Source organism: Streptomyces albospinus (assembly GCF_014648695.1).
Taxonomy (GTDB): domain Bacteria; phylum Actinomycetota; class Actinomycetes; order Streptomycetales; family Streptomycetaceae; genus Streptomyces; species Streptomyces albospinus.
The window spans coordinates 77,514-98,753 of record NZ_BMRP01000021.1; the positions used below are offsets into that span (position 1 = coordinate 77,514).

Consider the following 21,240-nt stretch of genomic DNA (forward strand, 5'->3'; position numbering starts at 1 on the left):
GAATTCCGGGGGCAGGGCGGGGGAATTCCGGGCAGTTCCGATCAACGGACCTGCAAAGACAACCGAAAGACGTTCGAGGCGAGGCAGACCATGGACGCTCCGACCACCACGTCGGCCGATAACGGCCCTTCTGGCGGGAGCAGTGGCGATTGGGGTTGGTTCACTCCGGCGTCGAGGAAATCCTCCGAAGAGAAGCAGGCGAGACAAAACACCTGGGACGGGCGGCAATCGGCCCAGGACAACCGGAATGACCAGGGCGAACGCGTAGAAGCGGAACGGATACCCACGCGGCCGGTCAATCCGATACGCCCGGTGGGTACCGCCGCGGAGCGGGAGCGCGAGCCGGAGTCGCAGCGGGTGCCGCAGCAGGGGCCGCCGCCGCAGCGGGAGACGGGCCGTCAGGACGGCTCCCCCGCGAACGCCGAGCAGTCCGCTCCCGCATCCGCGTCCGCGTATGCCGCTCCGAGCCGCGAGGCCGAGCCGGAGCCCGTGCACGAGCCGGTGCGGAACCCCTTCGACCCGTTCGTCGCCACCGACCCCCGCACCGCTCAGGCACCTCCGGCACCGGCAGCCACCCATGCACCGGCCGCTGCTCCAGCCTCGTCGGCCCCGGCCGCCCCGGCTGCCCCGCCTGCCCCGGCCGCCCCGCCGCCCCCGGCTGCTGCTCCGGCTCCGCCGACCCCCGCGACCACTCCTGCACCGCCCGCCCCGGAGCCCACCCTCAGCGCCGTGCAAGCCTCCGCCTCCACCACTGCCCCGGCCTCTCCCGACGCGATCCTCATCCGCCGCACCATGGCCGAGATCGAGCCGGTCGCCGACAAGGTCACCTCGTACTTCTACGCGCTGCTGTTCGTCCAGCACCCCGATCTGCGGGCGCTGTTCCCCGCTGCGATGGACACCCAGCGCGACCGGCTCTTCAAGGCGCTGCTCACCGCGGCCCAGCACGTCGACAACGGCCCGGTGCTCACCGAGTACCTCTCCCACCTGGGCCGCGGGCACCGCAAATACGGGACCGTGCCCGACCACTACCCGGCGGTCGGCGAATGCCTGCTGGCCGCGCTCTCCCGATACGCGACGTCCAGTTGGAGCCCGGAGGCCGAGGCCGCGTGGGTGCGCGCGTACACCGCGATCTCGCAGATCATGATCGACGCGGCGGCCGAGAACGAGGCCATCGCGCCGGCCTGGTGGCAGGCCGAGGTCGTCTCGCACGAGCTGCGCACGCCCGACACCGCGGTGGTGACGGTCCGGCCTGACCATCCGTACCCCTTCCGGGCCGGTCAGTACACCAGCCTGGAGACGCCCTGGTGGCCGCGGGTCTGGCGGCACTACTCCTTCGCCTCCGCGCCGCGTTCGGACGGACTGCTGTCGTTCCACGTGAAGGCGGTGCCGGCCGGCTGGGTCTCCAACGCGATGGTGCACCGTGCCCGGCCCGGCGACGTCCTCCGGCTCGGCGCCCCGGCCGGCTCGATGACCGTCGACCACACGAACCGCAACGGCCTGCTGTGCGTCGGCGGCGGCACCGGCATCGCGCCCATCAAGGCGCTGATCGAGGACGTCGCGGAGCACGGCATCCGGCGCCCCGTGGACGTCTTCTACGGCGCCCGCAGCGACCACGACCTCTACGACATCGACACCATGCTGCGGCTGGACCAGACCCACCCCTGGCTGTCGGTCCGCCCGGTCGTCGCCATCGGGCCCGGGACGCGGGGCGGGCCCAGCACCATAACGGGGCAACTCCCGGACGCAGTACGGCAATACGGGCCGTACCGGGAATATGACGCGTATCTGTCCGGTCCGCCGGGACTGATACGCAGTGGGGTGGACGCTCTGGTGGGGGTCGGTGTTTCGTCCGATCGCATACGGCACGACTCCATCGAAGAGCTGGTATCGACAGGAGACTGAACACTTGGCAGTAGACGGTGAATACGGCCGGGCAGGGGAGGGACGGGGCGTTTCCGGGCAGGAGGAGCGCCCCGGAAGCGATGGTGAGCACCTGGTGCAGCAGAGACTCGGCACGACCGAGCGCGCCGACCGGTTCTACAAAGACCAGGTTCTCAACCATCTCAACGGCCGTATGCGGGAGTTCGTCGCGAGACAGGAGATGTTCTTCCTGGCCACCGCCGACCGGCACGGTGAATGCGACTCGACCTTCCGTGCCGGTCCGCCCGGCTTCGTGCAGGTGCTGGGCGAACGGCTGCTGGCGTACCCGGAGTACCGCGGCAACGGCGTCATGGCGTCCGTCGGCAATATCTCCGAGAACCCGCGCCTCGGCATCCTGATGATCGACTTCACCCGCGACCGCATAGGGCTGCACGTCAACGGCCGGGCGCGGGTGGTGCTGGACGAGGAGATGCGGTCCGCCCATCCCGAGCTGCCGATCGACCCGGTCCCCGGGCGGCGGGCGCAGCTGTGGGTCGCGGTCGAGGTCGAGGAGGCGTACATCCACTGCGCCAAGCACATTCCCCATTTGCAGAAGGTCCCGGCACAGGCGCGCGGTGCGCGGGCCTGGGGCACCGACGACGTCAGGCGCAAGGGCGGCGACTTCTTCGGCGCCGCCGCCGAGGCGGACGAACGCCCGCCCTTCCGGCGCCCGCAGCACAAGTACGTGCACCTGCGCGGCGGACTGCACGAGGACGCGGCGGAGGTGGTCCGGGGGGACGGCCCGGCGTACCGCCCGCCCGGCATCGCGCCGGGCACCGCGCTCCCGCCCGCCCGGGACGAGGTGGCGTCGGCGCTGAACGGGGAGTTCCTCGACCGGGTCGAGCGGGTGCTGGCACGTGCCCAACCACGCAGCCGCGCCGAGGACGCTGCGGAGTTCCGCGGCTGGTTCGACCCGCCCGACGTCTGAGACGGGGTGCGAGCGGCTGCGCCCGGTGGCCGCTCAGCCCAGATCGGGGGCGTGCATCGCGCGTACGCCCTCGATATTGCCGTCGAGGTAGTGCCGCAGCGAGAGCGGTACGACCTCGACGGAGGCGATCCCGACGCGGGTGAAGGGCACCCGCACGATCTCGTACTCCCCGCACGGCTCCTCGACCTCGGGGCCGTGACGGCGGGAGAGGTCCATCGAGTCGAGCCGGCAGACGAAGAAGTGCTGCACCTTGACGCCGTCCACACCGCCGTCGCTGAAGTGCTCGACGGTGTCGACGAAGACCGGCACCACATCCGTGATCTTGGCGCCCAGTTCCTCGTCCACTTCGCGGTGGAGGGCGTCGATGACGGTGGCGTCCTCGGGTTCCACACCGCCGCCGGGAGTGATCCAGTACGGTGCCCGTCCCGGCTTGGTGCGTTTGATCAGTACGAGATCCGCTCCGTCGAGCAGAATCGCGCGGGCGGTGCGTTTGACGACTGGCCGTACGGTCATAGGGGACAGATGCCGCAGTCGCCGCCTGGTGAAACCCGCGCCCCAGCACTCACGTCACCAGTCGACCGCCGTGCGCAGCAGCCACTCGTGTGCCCGCGCGATGTGCGGCAGCCCCAGCGTCCCGGTCCGTACGGCGAGGAAGTACGTGCGCAGCGGGGGCACCGGCGGTTCGAGGAGGGCGACCACCGCCCCGCTGTCCAGCGCCTCGGCGCACAGATAGCGGGGCAGCACGGCCAGTCCCGCGCCCGCCGCGACGCAGGACAGCACCGCCCGCAGATCGGTGGCGATCACCGCTGCCGAGGCGGCCGGCTTGGCATCGAAGACCGCGGACCAGTAGCGGGCGATCAGCGGCAGACTCTCGTGGACCTCGACGAGCGGTACGGGATCCAGCACGCGTACGCCGCGGTCCTGGAGGACACCGGGGCCGCCGACCCGGGCCGCCCAGCGGGGCGCGGCGACCAGCACATGTTCCTCGTCGCACAGCGGGGTGGCGGTGAGCAGCCCGCCGCGCGGCCGGGTGGTGGTGACGGTCAGGTCGTGGTGGCCGGCGGCCAGGCCGTTCAGCAGCTCGTCGGCGGCCCCGAAGGCGGTGCGTATGGAGAGGCCCTGGGTGATGAGCGGGGTCAGCGCGGGCAGTGCGCGCTCGGCGGTGAACTCCGGGGGGCCGCCGAGATGCAGGGTGCGGGTGGCGGAGTCCTGGTCCAGTCCGGCTTCGGTGATCTCGGTCAGCGCGTCGAGGTGGGGCGCGACCTTGTGGGCGAGCTCGTCGCCGATGGTGGTGGGCGTGACCCCACGGGCGTAGCGGAGGAAGAGCGGACGGCCCAACTGGCGTTCCAGGGTCCGTATCTGGCTCGTCACGGCGGGCTGGGACAGTCCGAGCAGCGCCGCGGCACGGGTGAACGAGCCGGCCCGGTGCACCGTGACGAAGGTACGCAGCAGCGCCAGATCCATCGCGTACCTCCTGCGCCCCTCGGAAGCCTGGTCGCGCGCCAACTATAAATTTGTCGATAGGGCTGTGCCGCTAGCGTGATTGGACACTGACGCTCAGTCAACTAGCCTTGTTGAAGCGGTTCGTTTCACGTGAAACAACGGGTCCGTGCAACGTCCGGGCCGGTGCAGGCGGACCGCCGGCCGGCAGGGTGACGAGGGGGGATACCCTGCCGGCCCTTCGTGCACCCCTGCTGTCCCGCCGGAACGTCGCCGGTTGCGGTCTCAAACAGCCGGCCGGGCATGGTGATCCGTACTGGCCGCGTCCAGCGCCCGGAGGACATCCGCGACCAGATCCTCGGGCTCCTCGACGCCGACCGAGAAGCGGATGAAGCCCTCCGGCACGTCATCGCCGCCCCAGCGCCCGCGCCGCTCGGCGGTGGACCGTACGCCGCCGAAGCTCGTCGCGTCGTCCACCAGCGTCAGCGCGGCCAGGAACCGCTCCGCATACGCCTGGTCGGGCAGCGTGAAGGAGACCACGCAGCCGAAGCGGCCGGCGCGCATCTGCCGGACGGCGAGCGGATGGGACGGGTCGGACGGCAGCCCGGGGTGCCGCAGGCCGGTGACCTCGGGCCGCTCGGCCAGCGCCGTGGCGAGCGCCAGAGCGCCGGTCGCCTGCTGGCGGACGCGCAGCGCCAGGGTGGCCAGCGAGCGGTGCGCGAGCCAGCTCTCCATGGGGCCGGGGATCGCGCCGACGGTCTTGCGCCACAGCCGTACGCCGTCGGCCAGCGCGGCGTCTCGGGTGCTGGCGTACCCCAGCAGGACATCGCCGTGCCCGGTCAGCGCCTTGGTGCCGCTGGCGACCGAGAAGTCGGCGCCGAGGTCCAGCGGGCGCTGGCCGAGCGGGGTGGCGAGGGTGTTGTCGACGGCGACCAGGGCGCCTCGGGCATGCGCCGCGTCGGCCAGCCGCCGGATGTCGCAGACGTCGAGGCCGGGGTTGGACGGCGATTCGATCCACAGCAGGCGGGCGCCGTCGAGGACCCCGAGCTGGGCGTCGTCCGCGGTGGGCGCCGTGCGGACCTCGATGCCGTAGCTCTCCAGACGGGTGCGGACGGCCGGCAGCAGCTGATAGCCGTCGCTGGGCAGCACCACCGCGTCGCCGGAGCGCAGTTGCGAGAAGAGCACGGCGGTGATCGCCGCCATGCCGGAGGCGAAGGCGACGGTGTGTGCGGACCCGTCCGGCGATTCCAGTTCGCCGATGGCGGCTTCCAGCCGGGTCCAGGTCGGGTTGGCGTCGCGGCCGTAGGTGTACGGGCCGGCGGCGTCGCCGGGGAGGTGGTAGTGCGCCGCGAAGACCGGTCCGGGGAGGGTCGGTTCGTAGGCTTCCGGCTCGGGGAGCCCGGCTCGTACGGCGCGGGTTCCGTCGCCCGTCATGCGCTCTCCTTCTGCTGGTGGGGCGGGTGCGGCCGGGGCTCGGCGGGTCCGGGCGCGCAGGAGGTGACCTCGGCGCGGACCGCTTCCAGGAGGCCGTCGCAGGCCGTTTCGATCATCTCCAGGCACTCCTCGAAATCCTCACAGCCGCCGTAGTACGGGTCGGGTACGTCGAGGTCCGCGGCGGGCCCGGAGCCGGTGCCGTACGAGCGCAGCAGGCGGATCTTCGCGGCGTCCCGGGCGGTGGGGGCCAGTCGGCGCAGCTCGCGCAGATGGCCCGAGTCGAGGGCGATCACCAGGTCGAGGCGGGCGAACCAGGAGGAGCGGAACTGTCGGGCGGTGTGGGCGTACGGATAGCCGCCCGCGCGCAGCACGGCGACCGTGCGCGGGTCGGCTCCGTGGCCTTCGTGCCAGCCGCCGGTACCGGCGCTGTCGATCTCGACCAGGGCGTCGAGCCCGTCCTCCGCGATCCGGGCGCGGAAGACCGACTCGGCCATCGGCGAGCGGCAGATGTTGCCGGTGCAGACGAAGCAGAGGCGATAGGGAGTGGACAAGCGTCAGTCCTTGTCGGGGAGGATCACATGCATCGCCCAGGCGACGATGGAGACGATCACGCCGCCGACCAGTGCCGTCCAGAAGCCGTCCACATGGAAGGCGAGGTTGACCCTGCCGGCGAGCCAGGAGGTCAGCAGCAGCATCAGCGCGTTCACGACGAGCGTGATCAGGCCGAGCGTGAGGATGAACAAGGGGAAGGACAGCAGCTTCACCACGGGCTTCACGATGAAGTTGACCAGCCCGAAGATCAGCGCGACGAGGACGAGTGTCAGTACCTTGCGGCCGGTGTTCTCACCGGTGAGCGTGATGCCCTTGAGCAGCCAGATGGCCACGGCCAGTGCCGCGGCGTTGGCGATCGTCTTGACCAGAAAATGCTTCATGGTGAGATCGTCGCAGACGACTCTGAATCAGCGAGGGGTGCGAACGGCATGAAGGCTTTCCGACTGGATGAACTCGAAGCGGAGCGGGTCGCGAACGACGGCGCATATCTCCAGTTCCTCCGCGAACGCAACATGTCGGTCGGCCTGTACGCCCTGGACGCCGGCAGCACCGATCCGCAGCAGCCGCACGCGCAGGACGAGGTGTATCTCGTGGTCAGCGGCCGTGGGGCGATCACCGTGGGCACGGATACGGAGCCGGTGGCGCGCGGCAGCGTGGTCTATGTGCCGGCCGGGGTACCCCACAAGTTCCATCACATCAGCGAGGATCTCCGGGTCATGGTGGTCTTCTCTCCGCCCGAGAGCTGAGGGTCGGACCCCGGAACCCGTAGGGGTCGGGTCAGGGATGAGCCGGGGCTGTCAGGCCCCCACGGCGACCCCCGGCGCCCTAGCATCGTTGGTGTAAGGCCGGAGACGGCAGACGCGCAGGGCGCGGACGGTGCCATCGGCGCGGCAGGCAGTGACCGACATCAGCGAGACAGACAGAAAGCAGGGCAGAGCAGTGGCTGGTAAGGGGATATTCGCAGGGCTTCCGTGGTGGGTCACCTGGGTCGTGGTGCCCGTCATCCTGATCGTGGTCTTCGGCGGGCTGCTCGCCACCGCACTCGGCTTCTTGATCAGCCTGCTCTTCAAGGTCCTGATCGCGGCGGCCCTGATCGCCGGCGTCATCTACCTCGTGCGGAGGTTCACCGGATCCTCGTCGTCCTCCTCGAAGAGCGACTGGTAAGGCCGGGTCCTACTGGCCGACACTGTCCGGCCCGCACCGTCCGACGACGCCCTGCCCCACCTCGGGGGCAGGGCGTCCGGCGTTCCCGAGGGATGCCGCACGGAGCGCCCGGCTCCGGTCCGACACACCCACTGTGGCCGTCGAACGCGGTTCGGATACCTGCCCGTTGACAGTCCGTCGTACGAGGGGAGTTCAGGGCGTTCCGGCTGTTCGCCCGGTGTGTGCGGTGCGCCCCCGCACGTCATCGGCGGGTGCCGGATGTCCCGGCCGGGTTAACTCCCACGGCTTTCCGCTCACGGCCCGATCCGCGCGGCTAGAGTGCGTGCGCGGGCGTCTTCCGGAGGGTGACGTTCCGGAAAATGCCGAGTGGGCGAGGGCGGGCCGGGCATCGCCGACGGCGTCCCGGGAGACGTGCGCGGTCGCGGGAGCGGGTCCCGTGACCGGGGCCACCGGCCCACGGCGCTCGTACCTGGGGGATGGCGTTGGCGATCGTGAACGGCGAATCCGGCTCTCACCCCACCCTGATCGGATCGGTGCAGCGGGCGCTCCGGCTGCTGGAGGCGGTTGCCGCGCATCCCGACGGGGCACCCGCCAAGCAGCTCGCCCGAGCGGCCGGACTCCCGCTGGCAACGACCTACCACCTGCTGCGGACCCTGACCCACGAGGGCTATCTCCGCCGGGAGAACGGCGTCTTCGTCGTCGGCGAGGGCGCCGAGTGCATCGGGCGGGCCGGGGCCAGGCGCCGGCAGCGCCGCGAGCTCTCCGATGTGCTGGCCGCGGTGGGCCGGGAACTGGGCGCCGCCGTCTACTTCGCCGTCTACCGCGAGGGCGAGGTGGAAGTGGTCGCGATGACCGACGATCCCGAGCGGCCCCCGGTCGAGGAGTGGGTCGACTTCCGTACCACCGCCCATGCCCATGCGATCGGGCAGTGCCTGCTGGCGCAGCTCGACGAGGCGACCAGGAGGGAGCATCTGGCGCGCCATCCCGTGCAGCCGATAACGCCTTTTTCCCTGCGATCCGAGGGTGAGCTGCTGCAACGGTTGGCTACGGTGCGTCGCGGCCAGGTCGCGTACGAGCGTCAGGAATATGCCCTGGGCACGGTGTGCTCGGCGATTCCGATCCGGGTCGGCTCGGTCGCGGCGACGCTGGCGGTTTCCCTCCCTGTAACGGAACTGCACCGATTGCGGTCGGTTACGGACCGACTACGGAAAATGGCGGAGGAGGCACTAACGACACTCGCCTTCTCTATCAGTATCTGAAAACTCACTCCTTGTGATCTGCCTGCACGTGACCGACGATGGCGTCCATACGGCTTCCGGGGATGAATCCCGGCCATCTCCGATCAAGTGCGGGGCAGTGGTTGATGAGCGACACGGTTCAGGCAGAAGTGATCATGAGCTTTCTCGTCTCGGAGGAGCTCGCCTTTCGGATCCCGGTGGAGCTGGACTTCGACAGTGCCGATCCGTACGCGGTCCGGCTCACCTTCGACCTCCCCGGCGACGCGCCGGTGACCTGGGCGTTCGGGCGTGAGCTGCTGCTGGACGGGCTCAGTCGGCGGTCCGGTGAGGGCGACGTACGGATCGAGCCGGCCTCCCCCGAGCACCTCAGCGATGTCTACATCAACCTGCAAGTCGGCCCCGAGCGGGCCCTGTTCCGGGCCAGTGCGCCGCCGCTGATCGCCTTCCTGGACCGTACGGACCGGCTCGTCCCGCTCGGCAAGGAAGAGGTCTGCGACACCCTGGACGCCGCGCTGGACCGGATCCTCGCGGAGGCGCCGGCCGGCTGATCCGGCGGCTCGCCCGATCCACCGCCCACCACCACCGGCCGGACCGGCACCCCGGCCGCCCCCGAACCACTCGCAGCCGCTGCCCACCCCATCACCCGAACCTGCCCACCCGCTTCCGTCACCGCTTGCGGCGCCGCCCGTGCGCCGCGCGCCGCCCGCCCTGTGCCCCGGTGGGCGGCGCCGGCGTGCCGCCGGCCGGCCCCGGGCGGTCCGCCGAGACCACCAGCGCCGCGAGCAGCGTGGTCACCGGCACCGACGCGACCAGCCCGATGCTGCCCACGAGCGTCCGGATGATCTCCTCCGCGACCACCTCGCTCGTGGCGACCGTTCCGACACTGCTCTGTGCGATCGAGAACAGCAAAAGCAACGGCAGTGCGGCGCCCGCGTACGCCATGACGAGAGTGTTCACGACGGACGCGATGTGATCCCGGCCGATCCGCATGGCCGCGCCGTACAGCTTGCGCCAACCCGCCGACGGATCCGCGTCCTTGAGCTCCCAGACCGCGGCCGTCTGCGTCACCGTCACATCGTCGAGCACCCCCAGCGACCCGATGATGATCCCCGCCAGCAGCAGACCGCGGATCTCGATGTTCGGGTACAGGCCGTGCACCAGCCCGGTCGTGTCATCCGTATTGCCGGTGAGCAGCGCCCAGTTGATGAACACCGAGCCGAGCAGCCCGATCAGCAGCAGCGAGGCGAGGGTGCCGAGCACCGCCACGGACGTACGGGCGGTCAGCCCATGGCACATATAGAGCGCGATCAGCATGATCGCGCTGCCGCCGATCACCGCCACCAGCAGCGGATCGGAGCCCTGGAGGACCGCCGGGAGGATGAACAGCGTGAGCACCCCGAAGCTGGCCACCAGCGCCACCAGTGCGAGCACTCCGCGCAGCCGCCCGACGATCACCACCGCGAAGGCGAAGATCGCGGCCAGCACCCACATCGGGAGGGTTCGGTCGACATCGGTCACCGAATACTGCAATTCCTTCGGCGCCTTGGGGGAGTAGGCGACGACCACGTCCTGGCCGGTCGTGAAGTGCCGCAGGGCGTCCGGAGTCACCACCGTCTGGAAGGTCCGGCCCGCGTTCGGCCCCGTGGTGACCTTGACCGTGTCCTGTTCGCAGGGCTTGCCGTTCGCCGCTCCCCCGGCCGGCGGCTGACCCGTGGGCGAGGTCGGCTGCGGCTGCTGCTCGGCGTGCACCTTCGCGCAGTCCACCTCCTCGACCTTGATCACCCTGGCCTGTTCGGTGGGCTGGTCGAAGCCCACACCGGACGGCTTGTGCGGCGGTGCGCCGCCCGGCCAGAGCACGATCAGGCCGACCACCACGGCGGCGGCGAACGGGATCAGCACTGCGGCGATGACCTTGCGCAGATGCCGGGAGACGGGTGCCGCAGGCCCATGGCTGTGGGTATGCGCGTGGGCGGCGGAGTGGTGCCGGTGTTCGGGAGGGCTCACCGCCAGATCATCGCAAGAAGCGATGGGGCCCCCTGTTCACACTGCCGTATCGGCCGCTACCGTGGTGCCACCTTTGCAATCGCGGGAGCTCGGAGCACCGGGCTGAGAGGGCGCTGACCTCCGTCCCAGCGGCGTTTCACGTGAAACGCCGGCGGATGGAAGCCGCTGCGTCGACCGCCGAACCTGTTACCGGGTAATGCCGGCGTAGGGAGTTGGGTCTATATGACTCTGCAGGATGCACGCACGCCCGAAAGCGTCTCCGACAACGGCGAAAAGCCGAAGATCGGCTGGCACAAGGGCTATGTCTCCGGATCGCGTCCGGACCTCCAGGTCCCGGTCCGGCGGGTGCACCTCACCAATGGCAAGGACGTGACGCTCTACGACACGTCTGGGCCGTACACCGACCCCAATATCGACACCGATGTCCGCCGCGGTCTCGCGCCGTTGCGTGAGAACTGGATCATCGCCCGCGGCGACACCGAGGAGTACGCGGGCCGCCCGCTGCGCCCCGAGGACGACGGCATCAAGCACACCTCGCCGCGCGGTGGCCTCAAGAACCTCGACGCGGTCTTCCCCGGCCGGCCGCGCCAGCCGCGCCGGGGCCGGGACGGCGCCGCGGTCACCCAGCTCGCCTACGCCCGGCGCGGCGAGATCACCGCGGAGATGGAGTACGTCGCCCTCCGCGAGAACGTCACGCCCGAGTTCGTACGGGACGAGATCGCGGCCGGCCGTGCGGTGCTGCCAGCCAACATCAACCACCCGGAGATCGAGCCGATGATCATCGGCAAGAACTTCCTGGTGAAGGTGAACGCCAACATCGGCAATTCCGCGGTCACTTCCTCCATCGAGGAGGAGGTGGAGAAGATGACCTGGGCGACCCGCTGGGGCGCCGACACGGTCATGGACCTCTCCACCGGCCGCAACATCCACACCACCCGCGAGTGGGTGCTGCGCAACTCCCCCGTCCCCATCGGCACCGTGCCCCTCTACCAGGCACTGGAGAAGGTCGACGGCAAGGCCGAGGAACTGACCTGGGAGATCTACAAGGACACCGTCATCGAGCAGGCCGAACAGGGCGTCGACTACATGACGGTGCACGCCGGTGTGCTGCTCCGGTACGTCCCGCTCACGGCCCGCCGCAAGACCGGCATCGTCTCCCGCGGCGGCTCGATCATGGCTGCCTGGTGCCTGGCGCACCACAAGGAGTCGTTCCTCTACACGCACTTCGAGGAGCTCTGCGAGATCCTCGCGGCCTACGACGTCACCTACTCCCTCGGTGACGGCCTGCGCCCCGGCTCCATCGCGGACGCCAACGACGAGGCGCAGTTCGCGGAGCTGCGGACCCTCGGCGAGCTGAACACCATCGCCAAGCGGCACGGCGTCCAGACGATGATCGAAGGCCCGGGACACGTCCCGATGCACAAGATCAAGGAGAACATCGACCTCCAGCAGGAGATCTGCGAGGAGGCGCCGTTCTACACGCTCGGCCCGCTCACCACCGACATCGCACCCGCCTACGACCACATCACCTCCGGTATCGGCGCCGCGATGATCGCCTGGTGGGGCACCGCGATGCTCTGCTACGTCACGCCCAAGGAGCACCTGGGCCTCCCGGACCGCGACGACGTCAAGACCGGCGTCATCACGTACAAGATCGCGGCTCATGCGGCGGACCTCGCCAAGGGGCACCCGGGCGCCCAGGAATGGGACGACGCGCTCTCCGACGCGCGCTTCGAGTTCCGCTGGGAGGACCAGTTCAACCTGGCCCTCGACCCCGACACCGCGCGCGCCTTCCACGACGAGACGCTGCCCGCGGAGCCGGCGAAGACGGCCCACTTCTGTTCCATGTGCGGGCCGAAGTTCTGCTCGATGAAGATCTCCCAGGACATCCGCCGCGAGCACGGTGGCGATCTGGCGGTCGACCCCGAGGCCGGAATGGCCGAGAAGTCGCGGGAGTTCGCGGAGGCCGGCAACCGGGTCTATCTGCCGATCGCGGACTGATCCGGGCGAACCGCACGAACGCCGCGAACGCCGTGAAAACCGCAGACCGGCCCGAAGTCGCTTGCACGGGAAGCGACTTCGGGCCGGTGGCGCGGCCGGTGCCGGCCGCTACTCCGGATGGTGATCCGGCCCGCCGTAGTCCGGGCTGGTGAAGTCCGGGCTGGAGTAGCGGGGGCGGGACCGGGAGGAGCCGGTGTCGGGGCTGGTGAAGTCGGGGCGGCTGTAGCCGAGGGTGGGGATGCGGCGCTGCGGTGCCGGGGCCGGGTCGGGGACGTAGCGGACCGGGTCGTCGGCGGGGTCGGCCGACGGGTCCGCCAGGGCCTCGCGCAGAAAGGGCAGCAGCCCGCGCTCCAGGAGGGCGTGCCGCCAGGCGTCGTGGGCGCCGTCCAGGGCGGCCACCAGCTCGTCGTCTCTGACAGAGCGGGAGGACGCGCCGTTGCGCAGCGCGGTGACGACCAGCCCGCCCATCGCGACCAGCGCGCCGGCGGCGGTCAGCGCGGCGAAGATCCAGCCGACGCTGATCAGTGGTTGGGCGACGGCCTGGTCGGGGCTGACGGCGCGCAGCACGTAGCCGATGAGGAGGAAGAGGACGGCCGCGATACCGGCGAGGACCGGGACGAGCACGGTGGCCATCGCGGCAAGTCCGACGCCGGCCGATTCGGCGGCCTCGCCGCCGGCCGCGGTGGCCGGTCCGGTGCGCTCGTCAGAGGTCTGGTCCGCTGACGAGCGGTCCGCGCCGGCGACGTACGCGGCGGACGCCGGGGCGCGGAGCTCGGCACGCAGCTGCACGAAGCGTTGGTATTCGGCCGTGGCGCAGGCGGCGATGGCGGTGGTCGCACTGAGCGCCATCGAGCGCAACTGCTCGGTGTTCAGATGACTTCCCGTGACGGTGGTGAGGTCGTCCGGGCGGTATTCCGCAGTACGCAGCGCCTCATCGAGGATCCGCGCGAATTCCGCGCGGTCCTCGTTCAGCAGGTGCGGAGCGCTGTTCATGTGGATCCCCCGATGCTCCGTAGGGCCGTACGGGCCGGCCGGGGCCGGGCGGTGGGCGGAAACGGAGGAGAGCCTGTTACGGATAGACCGATGGTAGAGCGCCTCCGGCGCGAGGTGACAGAGAGTTTGCGGAATTTGAGTAATGCCACGACCGGATCACGCCCTCCAGGCCGCCCGCCGGCCTCGCGTAGACCTGCCCGGGGAACGCTCAGCCCGTCAGCGGGAGTTGCACGACCAGCAGCTTTCCGGCCATCGTGATACCGCCGTCCATCGCGATGGCCAGGCCGTCGGCGTAGACATGCGGACCGTTGACCGCGATCCCGTCGCCCTCGCCGTCCTCCGCGCCGACCTCGCCCAGCAGGTACGGGATCGGGCTGTGGCCGTGCACGACGCGGTTGCCGCCGTAGGCGTCGAGCAGTTCGCGGACGGCCTGCGAGCCGGACTCGTCGCGGAAGGCGAACCGCTTGGTGAACTTCCGGAAGAGATCCCAGACTTCATCGGCGTCGCTGCGCGTCAGGACCTCGTGGACGGTGTCGTTGACCGCCTCGATGGAGCCGCCGTATTCGAGGTACGCGGTGGTGTCGGAGTGCACGAGCAGATGCCCGTCCTCCTCCATCACGGCGTCCAGGCGGGCCATCCACTGGAGGTGGTGGTCCTCCAGGCGGTCCATGTCGGACTTCTGGCCGCCGTTGAGGAGCCAGGCCGCCTGGAAGGACGCGGTGCCGGCGCCCGACTGGACGGGGGTGTCGCCGAACCGCTTGGCGCCCAGCAGCAGCAGCTCGTGGTTGCCCATCAGCGCCTTGCAGTAGCCGCCGGCCGCCGCGGCCTGGGCGGAGAGCTGCATGACCAGGTCGATGACGCCGATGCCGTCCGGGCCGCGGTCGGTGAAGTCGCCGAGGAACCAGAGCCGGGCGTTGCCGGCCGCCCAGTCGCCGTCGGCGTCGATCAGCCCCTCGGCGGCCAGCGCCTCGCGCAGCTCGTCGTAGAAGCCGTGCACATCGCCGACGACGTAGAGCGGGCCCATGCCGCCGGGCATGTCGGGGGAGGTCGCCGGCTCGGGGACCGGCAGCACCACCGGGTGGTCGATGAGGGTGTCCGTACGGCCGATGACCGGGAGGTCGCGGGCGGTCGGGGTGTAGTCCTCGGGCAGCTGGACCGGAGGGGCCGCGGGCGGCGCGGCCGGGGGGCCCGCGGGCAGGTGCAGCGGCGGACCGGCCGGCGGTCCGGCGGGCATGCCGGACGGTGCTCCGGGCGGCGGAACGGACGCCGGAGGTTGTGCCCCCATGGTCCACACCATGGGTCCCTGACTGGCCCCCTGAGTCATCGACCCCTCCACCGTTGCGCCGCCGTGCACCTCTCGGACCTTTGCCTGGTCGACGGCGATCCGCGGTGTCGTGCGCCCATCATAGGAACGCCGCTCGCGGGTTGTGACGCACCCGGGGGTGATCAATCCCGCGAAGACCGGCGTTCGCGGCGGATTTCTCCCGTGATCGCCCTGTTTTTTCCTCGGCGGAGAGGGCGTCCGGGGATTGCCCGTACGCCCGGTCCTTCTAGCCGGGGAGCACGCTCAGTCGCCGGCCGGGCCGCGCGGCGGACTGACGGTGGTGCGCGGGGAGCGGCGCTGGGAGGACGTCCGCACGATCAGGTCCGTCGGTATCACCTGTTCGACGGGGCGGCTGTTGTCGAGTCCCTCGATGGCGTCGATCAGGATCTGGACGACGGCGGTGCCGATCCGGCGCGGCTTGAGCGAGAGCGTGGTGATCGGCGGCTCGGTGTTGGCGTAGACGGTGGACTCGCTGCAACAGACAAGCAGCAGGTCGTCCGGTACGCGGAGGCCGTAGCGCCGGGCCGCGGCGAGCAGGTCGGTGCCGTTGGGGTCGAAGAGCCCGTAGACCGCGTCCGGGCGGTCCGGACGGGCCAGCAGCCGGTCCGCGGCGACGGCGCCGGCGCACGGGTCGTGTGCGGGATACGACTCGTACACGGGGTCCTGGCCGACCCGCTCGCACCAGTTCAGGTACGCGGTGGTCGACAGCCGGGTGTAGGTGTCGGTGGTGGTGCCCGTGAGCAGGCCGATGCGGCGGGCGCCGGCGTCGGCGAGGTGGTCGAGCAGGCCGAGGACGGCCGCTTCGTGGTCGTTGTCGACCCAGCCGGTGACCGGGATGGCGCCCCCGGGGCGGCCGTCGGAGACGACCGGGATGCCGTGCCGGACGAGCTCGGTGACGACCGGGTCGCCGTCGGCCGGGTCGATGACCACGGTGCCGTCGAGGGCGACGTTGGACCAGACGTCGTGGCGGGAGGTCGCGGGGAGGATGACCAGCGCATAGCCGCGGGCCAGCGCGGCGGAGGTGGCGGCTCTGGCCATCTCGGCGAAGTACGCGAACTCGGTGAAGGTGAAAGGTTCATCCCCGTACGTCGTCACGGTCAGGCCGATGAGGCCCGACTTGCCGGTACGGAGCGTGCGGGCGGCTGCGGACGGGCGGTAGCCCAGCCGGTCGGCCACCTCGCGGACATGGCTACGGGTGGCATCCGGAAGCCGGCCCTTGCCGTTGAGCGCGTCGGAGACAGTCGTGATCGATACACCGGCTGCGGCGGCCACGTCCCGGATACCCGCACGGCCCAGTCGGCGACCGGTCGACCGGCCCACCTGGTGCTTCCCTGCTGCTGTCATGGCGAGCCGATAGTAGGGCTCGGTACGGCCATTGGCGGGTGACCGCAGACGGCCATGAGAAGGCACGATTCTGCATGGTGATGTGCCATCAAAATCCATAAAAACAAAGGGAGTTGGCGTCAATCCTGATCATTCGCGGGGAGATCTGATGGCTCTGCCTGTCGAGGGGACCAGGTCTCGAAGAGGTCTCAAGTCACCTTGACGAGTGATGCGCGCCACGGAGTGAGCCACCGGCGCACGGCTTCACGGGTAGCGCGCCCCTGAGGGCGCACGCCGGACACCCGGCGCGGCCGGGGGCCAGGGGCGGCTCTCTTTTTGGGGCTGACGCCGGACGGGGCAATCCTCATAAGGTGTGCAGTATTGGAGACGAGCGGGACGGTCGAGGAGGACCTGCGGTGAGCGAGAAGACCCCGAAGCTGCGCAGTGCGCTGGACGGCATCCCCACCTACAAGCCGGGCCGGCCGGCGCCGTCCGGTGGGCGGGTGACGTACAAGCTGTCCTCCAACGAGAACCCCTATCCTCCGCTGCCGGGCGTCATGGAGAGCGCGGTGGCGGCTGCGGGGTCCTTCAACCGTTACCCGGACATGGCGTGTACCGGACTGATGGCGGAGCTGGCCGAGCGGTTCTCGGTGCCGTTGGAGCACCTGGCGACGGGTACCGGTTCGGTGGGGGTGGCTCAGCAGCTGCTCCAGTCGACGGCCGGGCCGGGCGATGAAGTGATCTACCCCTGGCGGTCGTTCGAGGCGTACCCGATCATCACCCAGGTCTCCGGTGCGGCCTCCGTGAAGGTGCCGCTGACCTCCGGGGAGGGGCACGACCTGGAGGCGATGCTGGCGGCGATCACCGACCGGACCCGGCTGATCTTCGTCTGCAACCCCAACAACCCCACCGGCACCGTGGTGCGCCGGGCCGAGCTGGAGTCCTTCCTGGACCGGGTGCCGGGCGATGTCCTGGTCGTGCTGGACGAGGCGTACCGCGAGTTCATCCGCGACGAAGAGGTGCCGGACGGCATCGAGATCTACCGGGACCGCCCCAACGTCTGCGTACTGCGCACCTTCTCCAAGGCGTACGGCCTGGCGGGGCTGCGGGTCGGCTTCGCGGTGGCGCACGAGCCGGTGGCCGCCGCGCTGCGCAAGACGGCGGTGCCGTTCGGGGTGAGCCAGCTGGCGCAGGATGCGGCGGTGGCGTCGCTGCGCAGCGAGGAGGCGCTGCTGGAGCGGGTCGAGTCGCTGGTCGCCGAGCGGACCCGGGTGTTCGACGGGCTGGTCGGGCAGGGCTGGACGGTTCCGGAGTCGCAGGCGAACTTCGTCTGGCTGCGGCTGGGGGACCGGACGACCGACTTCGCGGCGGCGTGCGAACGGGCCGGGGTGGTCGTGCGGCCGTTCCCCGGTGAGGGCGTGCGCGTGACGATCGGCGAGAAGCCGGCGATGGATCTGTTCCTGCGGGCGGCGGAGGAGTTCCGCAAGGAGCTGTAGGCCGGCGGAAGGCAGCGCGCCTTCGCAGGTATCGCACCGAGGCCGTGGGTCCGCCGACCCGCGGCCTCAGGTCGTGTGTGCCGGCTGCGTCGGGAAGTCAGGCCTTCTGCACGTGGATGGCGTCGCCGCCGCGGACGGTGGCCAGCGCGCGCGGGTCGCCGTCGATGCGCCCCAGGACGTTGCAGGGCGAGGCGAGGCGGGACTCGTCGCCGCGGGATATCGGGGTGGGGCCGTAGGGGAGTGCGAGCGCGTTGCCCTCGGTCCAGAAGGCGACCGTGCCGGGGTCGACGACCTGGCGGGCGCCGGCCTCCAGGGCAGGGGTGAGGCCGGTGTCGAAGTAGACCTCTTCGCCCCATGTGTGCGCGGTGGCCTGGAGAGGCAGCGCGGCGATCAGTGTCGCGGCGGTCGGGGTGTCGTCGAGGGTGGCGGTCACATGCCCGGCGGGCCAGGAGATTCGGATCTTCATGGCGACGAATTCAACAATATGTTGAAGTCCGAGGGAAGAGTGCGTGCGTAACCTCGGGATAAACGTTCAGGCGCCATGGAATCGAGCGTGACGGCAGTCACGTACCCCCCTTCCTCAAGGCCGGAAGTCCATAGGAGATAATGCTTGTGAATGTGAACGCGTTCACAAGCTCGGTCCCGGTATGTACCGCTTTATGTGATGCAAAAGGGACATTGCCGTAGTGCAGCGGCGACGTAAGGAGGAAGCGACGTGGAACTGGCGTTGGCGCCAGAGACGATGGCGCGATGGCAATTCGGCATCACGACCGTCTACCACTTTCTGTTCGTCCCTCTGACGATCTCTCTCGCCGCTCTGGTGGCCGGACTTGAGACCGCATGGGTGCGAACGGGCAAGCAGCAGTACCTCAAGGCCACCAAGTTCTGGGGCAAGCTGTTCCTGATCAATATCGCGATGGGTGTCGTCACCGGCATCGTCCAGGAGTTCCAGTTCGGCATGAACTGGTCGGACTACTCGCGGTTCGTCGGTGACATATTCGGGGCCCCGCTGGCCTTCGAAGCGCTCATCGCGTTCTTCTTCGAGTCCACCTTCATCGGTCTGTGGATCTTCGGCTGGGACAAGCTGCCGAAGAAGATCCACTGCTTCTGCATGTGGATGGTCTCGATCGGCACGATGCTGTCCGCGTACTTCATCCTCGCGGCCAACTCCTGGATGCAGCACCCGGTCGGCTACAAGTACAACCACGCCACCGGTCGTGCCGAGCTGACCGACTTCTGGAAGGTGCTCACCCAGGACACCACCCTGGTCGTCGTCTTCCACACCCTCACCGCGGCCTTCCTGACGGGCGCGGCGTTCATGGTCGGCGTCTCCGCGTACCACCTGATGCGCAAGAAGCACATCAAGGTCATGCGGACGTCGCTGCGGCTCGGGCTGGTCACCCTCGTCATCTCCGGGATGCTCACCGCGGTCAGCGGCGACTCGCTCGGCAAGGTGATGTTCCAGCAGCAGCCGATGAAGATGGCGTCCGCCGAGGCGCTGTGGGACACGGCGGCGCCCGCGCCGTTCTCGGTCTTCTCGTACGGCGATGTCGCCAAGGGCCACAACAAGGTCGCCATCGAGATACCCGGCGTGCTCTCCTTCCTCGCCCACAGCGACTTCTCGTCGCCGGTCCCCGGCATCAACGACGTCAACAAGTCCGAGCAGCAGAAGTTCGGGCCCGGCGACTACCGGCCCAACATCCCGGTCACGTACTGGGGCTTCCGCTGGATGATCGGCTTCGGGATGACGTCCTTCGCCATCGGTCTGGCCGGACTGTGGCTCACCCGCAAGAAGTTCTGGCTCGCGCCCGCGCTGCGGACCGGCGATGACGAACCACCGCACCTCGCGCTCACCAAGAACAAGACGCTGGGCGACCGCCTGGCCAAGTGGTACTGGCGACTGGCCTTCGTCACCCTCGGCTTCCCGCTGATCGCCAACTCGTGGGGCTGGATCTTCACCGAGATGGGCCGCCAGCCCTGGGTCGTCTACGGCGTGCTGCGCACCCGCGACGCGGTCTCGCCGGGTGTCACGCAGGGCGAGGTGATCACGTCCCTGGTCGTCTTCACCACGCTCTACGCGATCCTCGCCGTGGTCGAGGTCAAGCTGCTGGCGAAGTACATCAAGGCCGGACCCCAGGAGCTCACCGACTCCGACCTCAACCCGCCCACCAAGATCGGCGGCCACACCTCGGACGCCGACCGGCCGATGGCCTTCTCGTACTAGGAGGCGACTGTGCAACTCCACGACGTCTGGTTCGTTCTTATCGCCGTCCTCTGGACCGGGTACTTCTTCCTCGAAGGCTTCGACTTCGGAATCGGCGTGCTCACCAAGCTCCTCGCCCGCGACCGCGGCGAGAGGCGCGTACTGATCAACACCATCGGTCCGGTCTGGGACGGCAACGAGGTCTGGCTGCTCAGTGCGGGCGGCGCGACCTTCGCGGCCTTCCCGGACTGGTACGCCACCCTCTTCTCCGGGTTCTATCTGCCGCTGCTGCTGATCCTGGTCTGCCTGATCGTGCGCGGGGTCGCGTTCGAGTACCGCGCCAAGCGGCCCGAGGAGCGCTGGCAGCGCAACTGGGAGCATGCGATTTTCTGGACCTCGCTGCTGCCCGCGGTCCTGTGGGGCGTGGCGTTCGGCAACATCGTGCACGGCGTCAAGATCGACGCGCACAAGGAGTACGTCGGCAGCGTCCTGGACCTGCTGAACCCGTACGCGATCCTCGGCGGGCTGGTCACGCTGACGCTGTTCACCTTCCACGGTGCGGTGTTCGCGTCCCTGAAGACCGTCGGCGACATCCGGGAACGGGCGCGCAGGACGGCGGGCGTCCTCGGGCTGGTCACCGCGGTGCTCGCGGTCGGCTTCCTGGGCTGGACCCAGGCCGACAAGGGCGACGGCACCAGCCTGATCGCCATGGTCGTCGCGGTGGTCGCGCTGGTCGCGGCGCTCGGGGCCAACAAACTCGGGCGCGAGGGCTGGGCGTTCGCCTTCTCCGGGATCACCATCGCCGCCGCGGTCGCGATGCTGTTCCTGTCGCTCTTCCCGAACGTCATGCCGTCCACGCTGAACGAGAGTTGGAGCCTCACGGTCAGCAACGCCTCGTCCAGTCCCTACACCTTGAAGATCATGACCTGGTGCGCCGGGATCGCCGCACCGATCGTGGTGCTCTACCAAGGGTGGACCTATTGGGTGTTCCGCAAGCGGATCGGCACCCAGCACATCGCCGAAGCCCACTAGCTGAGCCCCGCACCGCGCGGCGGACCTCAGGAGAACGGAAGGTTTCACGTGAAACCGGTCGACCCACGTCTGCTCCGATACGCCCGTGCCACCCGCGGATTCCTCATCGCGGTGGTGGTGCTCGGGCTTGCCGGAGCGGGCCTGGTCATCGGCCAAGCCATGCTGATCGCCGAGATCGTGGTCGGAGC

20 protein-coding genes are annotated in these 21,240 nt (G+C 69.8%); 10 read left to right on the top strand and 10 right to left on the bottom strand.

Features of this window, described 5'->3' with window-relative positions; translation table 11 throughout:
• Window positions 1-90 precede the first annotated feature (90 nt).
• Both IEZ17_RS26230 and IEZ17_RS26235 read left to right on the top strand, forming a co-directional pair.
• A complete protein-coding gene (locus IEZ17_RS26230) occupies window positions 91-1,902 on the top strand; it encodes a globin domain-containing protein (RefSeq protein WP_189304197.1) in 1,812 nt (603 codons plus the stop codon).
• A 94-nt stretch (window positions 1,903-1,996) separates the two neighbouring features.
• Window positions 1,997-2,848 carry a pyridoxamine 5'-phosphate oxidase family protein gene (locus IEZ17_RS26235; protein ID WP_189304199.1) on the top strand — a complete coding sequence of 284 codons (852 nt, stop codon included), beginning with the start codon at window positions 1,997-1,999 and terminating at the stop codon, window positions 2,846-2,848.
• A 33-nt stretch (window positions 2,849-2,881) separates the two neighbouring features.
• On the opposite strand, the gene IEZ17_RS26240 is transcribed toward IEZ17_RS26235, so the two are convergent.
• The 5 genes from IEZ17_RS26240 to IEZ17_RS26260 form a co-directional block, all read right to left on the bottom strand.
• Window positions 2,882-3,361, bottom strand: coding sequence for an NUDIX domain-containing protein (locus IEZ17_RS26240; protein ID WP_189304201.1), 480 nt, complete (start codon window positions 3,359-3,361; stop codon window positions 2,882-2,884).
• Window positions 3,362-3,415: 54 nt separating this feature from the next.
• Entirely contained in the window at window positions 3,416-4,312 is an 897-nt protein-coding gene (locus IEZ17_RS26245) for a LysR family transcriptional regulator (protein WP_189304203.1), read from the bottom strand.
• 261 nt (window positions 4,313-4,573) lie between these two features.
• A complete protein-coding gene (locus tag IEZ17_RS26250; protein WP_189304205.1) occupies window positions 4,574-5,722 on the bottom strand; it encodes a cystathionine gamma-lyase in 1,149 nt (382 codons plus the stop codon).
• Window positions 5,719-6,273: a low molecular weight protein-tyrosine-phosphatase gene (locus IEZ17_RS26255; protein WP_189304207.1), complete on the bottom strand. Its 555-nt coding sequence runs from the start codon at window positions 6,271-6,273 to the stop codon at window positions 5,719-5,721. Before IEZ17_RS26255 ends, IEZ17_RS26250 begins: the two co-directional genes overlap by 4 nt.
• A 3-nt stretch (window positions 6,274-6,276) precedes the next feature.
• Window positions 6,277-6,654, bottom strand: coding sequence for a phage holin family protein (locus IEZ17_RS26260; protein WP_189304209.1), 378 nt, complete (start codon window positions 6,652-6,654; stop codon window positions 6,277-6,279).
• 48 nt (window positions 6,655-6,702) lie between these two features.
• Here IEZ17_RS26260 and IEZ17_RS26265 point away from each other — a divergent pair, with 48 nt between their 5' ends.
• The 4 genes from IEZ17_RS26265 to IEZ17_RS26280 all read left to right on the top strand — a co-directional run bounded on the left by IEZ17_RS26265 (window position 6,703) and on the right by IEZ17_RS26280 (window position 9,224).
• Window positions 6,703-7,020: a cupin domain-containing protein gene (locus IEZ17_RS26265; RefSeq protein WP_189304211.1), complete on the top strand. Its 318-nt coding sequence runs from the start codon at window positions 6,703-6,705 to the stop codon at window positions 7,018-7,020.
• A 193-nt stretch (window positions 7,021-7,213) separates the two neighbouring features.
• Window positions 7,214-7,438: a DUF5326 family protein gene (locus tag IEZ17_RS26270; protein WP_189304213.1), complete on the top strand. Its 225-nt coding sequence runs from the start codon at window positions 7,214-7,216 to the stop codon at window positions 7,436-7,438.
• A 476-nt stretch (window positions 7,439-7,914) separates the two neighbouring features.
• Entirely contained in the window at window positions 7,915-8,697 is a 783-nt protein-coding gene (locus IEZ17_RS26275) for an IclR family transcriptional regulator (protein ID WP_189304215.1), read from the top strand.
• Between the two features lie 104 nt (window positions 8,698-8,801).
• Window positions 8,802-9,224, top strand: a complete 423-nt coding sequence (locus IEZ17_RS26280; protein ID WP_189304217.1) for an SsgA family sporulation/cell division regulator — start codon at window positions 8,802-8,804, stop codon at window positions 9,222-9,224.
• Window positions 9,225-9,342: 118 nt separating this feature from the next.
• Here the strand turns inward: IEZ17_RS26280 and IEZ17_RS26285 are convergent, their stop codons facing one another.
• Window positions 9,343-10,680, bottom strand: a complete 1,338-nt coding sequence (locus IEZ17_RS26285; protein WP_189304219.1) for a YibE/F family protein — start codon at window positions 10,678-10,680, stop codon at window positions 9,343-9,345.
• A gap of 222 nt (window positions 10,681-10,902) precedes the next feature.
• Between IEZ17_RS26285 and thiC the strand changes: the two genes are divergently transcribed.
• Window positions 10,903-12,681 carry a phosphomethylpyrimidine synthase ThiC gene (thiC, locus tag IEZ17_RS26290; protein WP_229852639.1) on the top strand — a complete coding sequence of 593 codons (1,779 nt, stop codon included), beginning with the start codon at window positions 10,903-10,905 and terminating at the stop codon, window positions 12,679-12,681.
• A 108-nt stretch (window positions 12,682-12,789) separates the two neighbouring features.
• On the opposite strand, the gene IEZ17_RS26295 is transcribed toward thiC, so the two are convergent.
• From IEZ17_RS26295 to IEZ17_RS26305, 3 genes are all read right to left on the bottom strand, one after another.
• Window positions 12,790-13,674 carry a G protein-coupled receptor family protein gene (locus IEZ17_RS26295; RefSeq protein WP_189304222.1) on the bottom strand — a complete coding sequence of 295 codons (885 nt, stop codon included), beginning with the start codon at window positions 13,672-13,674 and terminating at the stop codon, window positions 12,790-12,792.
• 208 nt (window positions 13,675-13,882) lie between these two features.
• On the bottom strand, window positions 13,883-14,971 hold the full coding sequence (locus IEZ17_RS26300; protein ID WP_189304224.1) for a metallophosphoesterase: 1,089 nt from the start codon (window positions 14,969-14,971) through the stop codon (window positions 13,883-13,885).
• Window positions 14,972-15,241: 270 nt separating this feature from the next.
• A complete protein-coding gene (locus tag IEZ17_RS26305) occupies window positions 15,242-16,342 on the bottom strand; it encodes a LacI family DNA-binding transcriptional regulator (RefSeq protein ID WP_189304226.1) in 1,101 nt (366 codons plus the stop codon).
• A gap of 395 nt (window positions 16,343-16,737) precedes the next feature.
• On the opposite strand from IEZ17_RS26305, the gene hisC reads away from it, so the two are divergent.
• Window positions 16,738-17,817: a histidinol-phosphate transaminase gene (gene hisC, locus IEZ17_RS26310; protein ID WP_189304228.1), complete on the top strand. Its 1,080-nt coding sequence runs from the start codon at window positions 16,738-16,740 to the stop codon at window positions 17,815-17,817.
• Window positions 17,818-17,914: 97 nt separating this feature from the next.
• Here the strand turns inward: hisC and IEZ17_RS26315 are convergent, their stop codons facing one another.
• Window positions 17,915-18,283 (bottom strand): cyclophilin-like fold protein, encoded by a 369-nt coding sequence (locus tag IEZ17_RS26315; protein ID WP_189304230.1) that lies wholly within the window; start codon window positions 18,281-18,283, stop codon window positions 17,915-17,917.
• Window positions 18,284-18,532: 249 nt separating this feature from the next.
• Between IEZ17_RS26315 and IEZ17_RS26320 the strand changes: the two genes are divergently transcribed.
• Together IEZ17_RS26320 and cydB are read left to right on the top strand one after the other, a co-directional pair.
• The gene (locus IEZ17_RS26320) at window positions 18,533-20,041 is read left to right on the top strand and encodes a cytochrome ubiquinol oxidase subunit I (protein ID WP_189304232.1); all 1,509 of its coding nucleotides are present in this window, start codon (window positions 18,533-18,535) and stop codon (window positions 20,039-20,041) included.
• A gap of 9 nt (window positions 20,042-20,050) precedes the next feature.
• Window positions 20,051-21,052 carry a cytochrome d ubiquinol oxidase subunit II gene (cydB, locus tag IEZ17_RS26325; RefSeq protein WP_189304234.1) on the top strand — a complete coding sequence of 334 codons (1,002 nt, stop codon included), beginning with the start codon at window positions 20,051-20,053 and terminating at the stop codon, window positions 21,050-21,052.
• Window positions 21,053-21,240 lie beyond the last annotated feature (188 nt).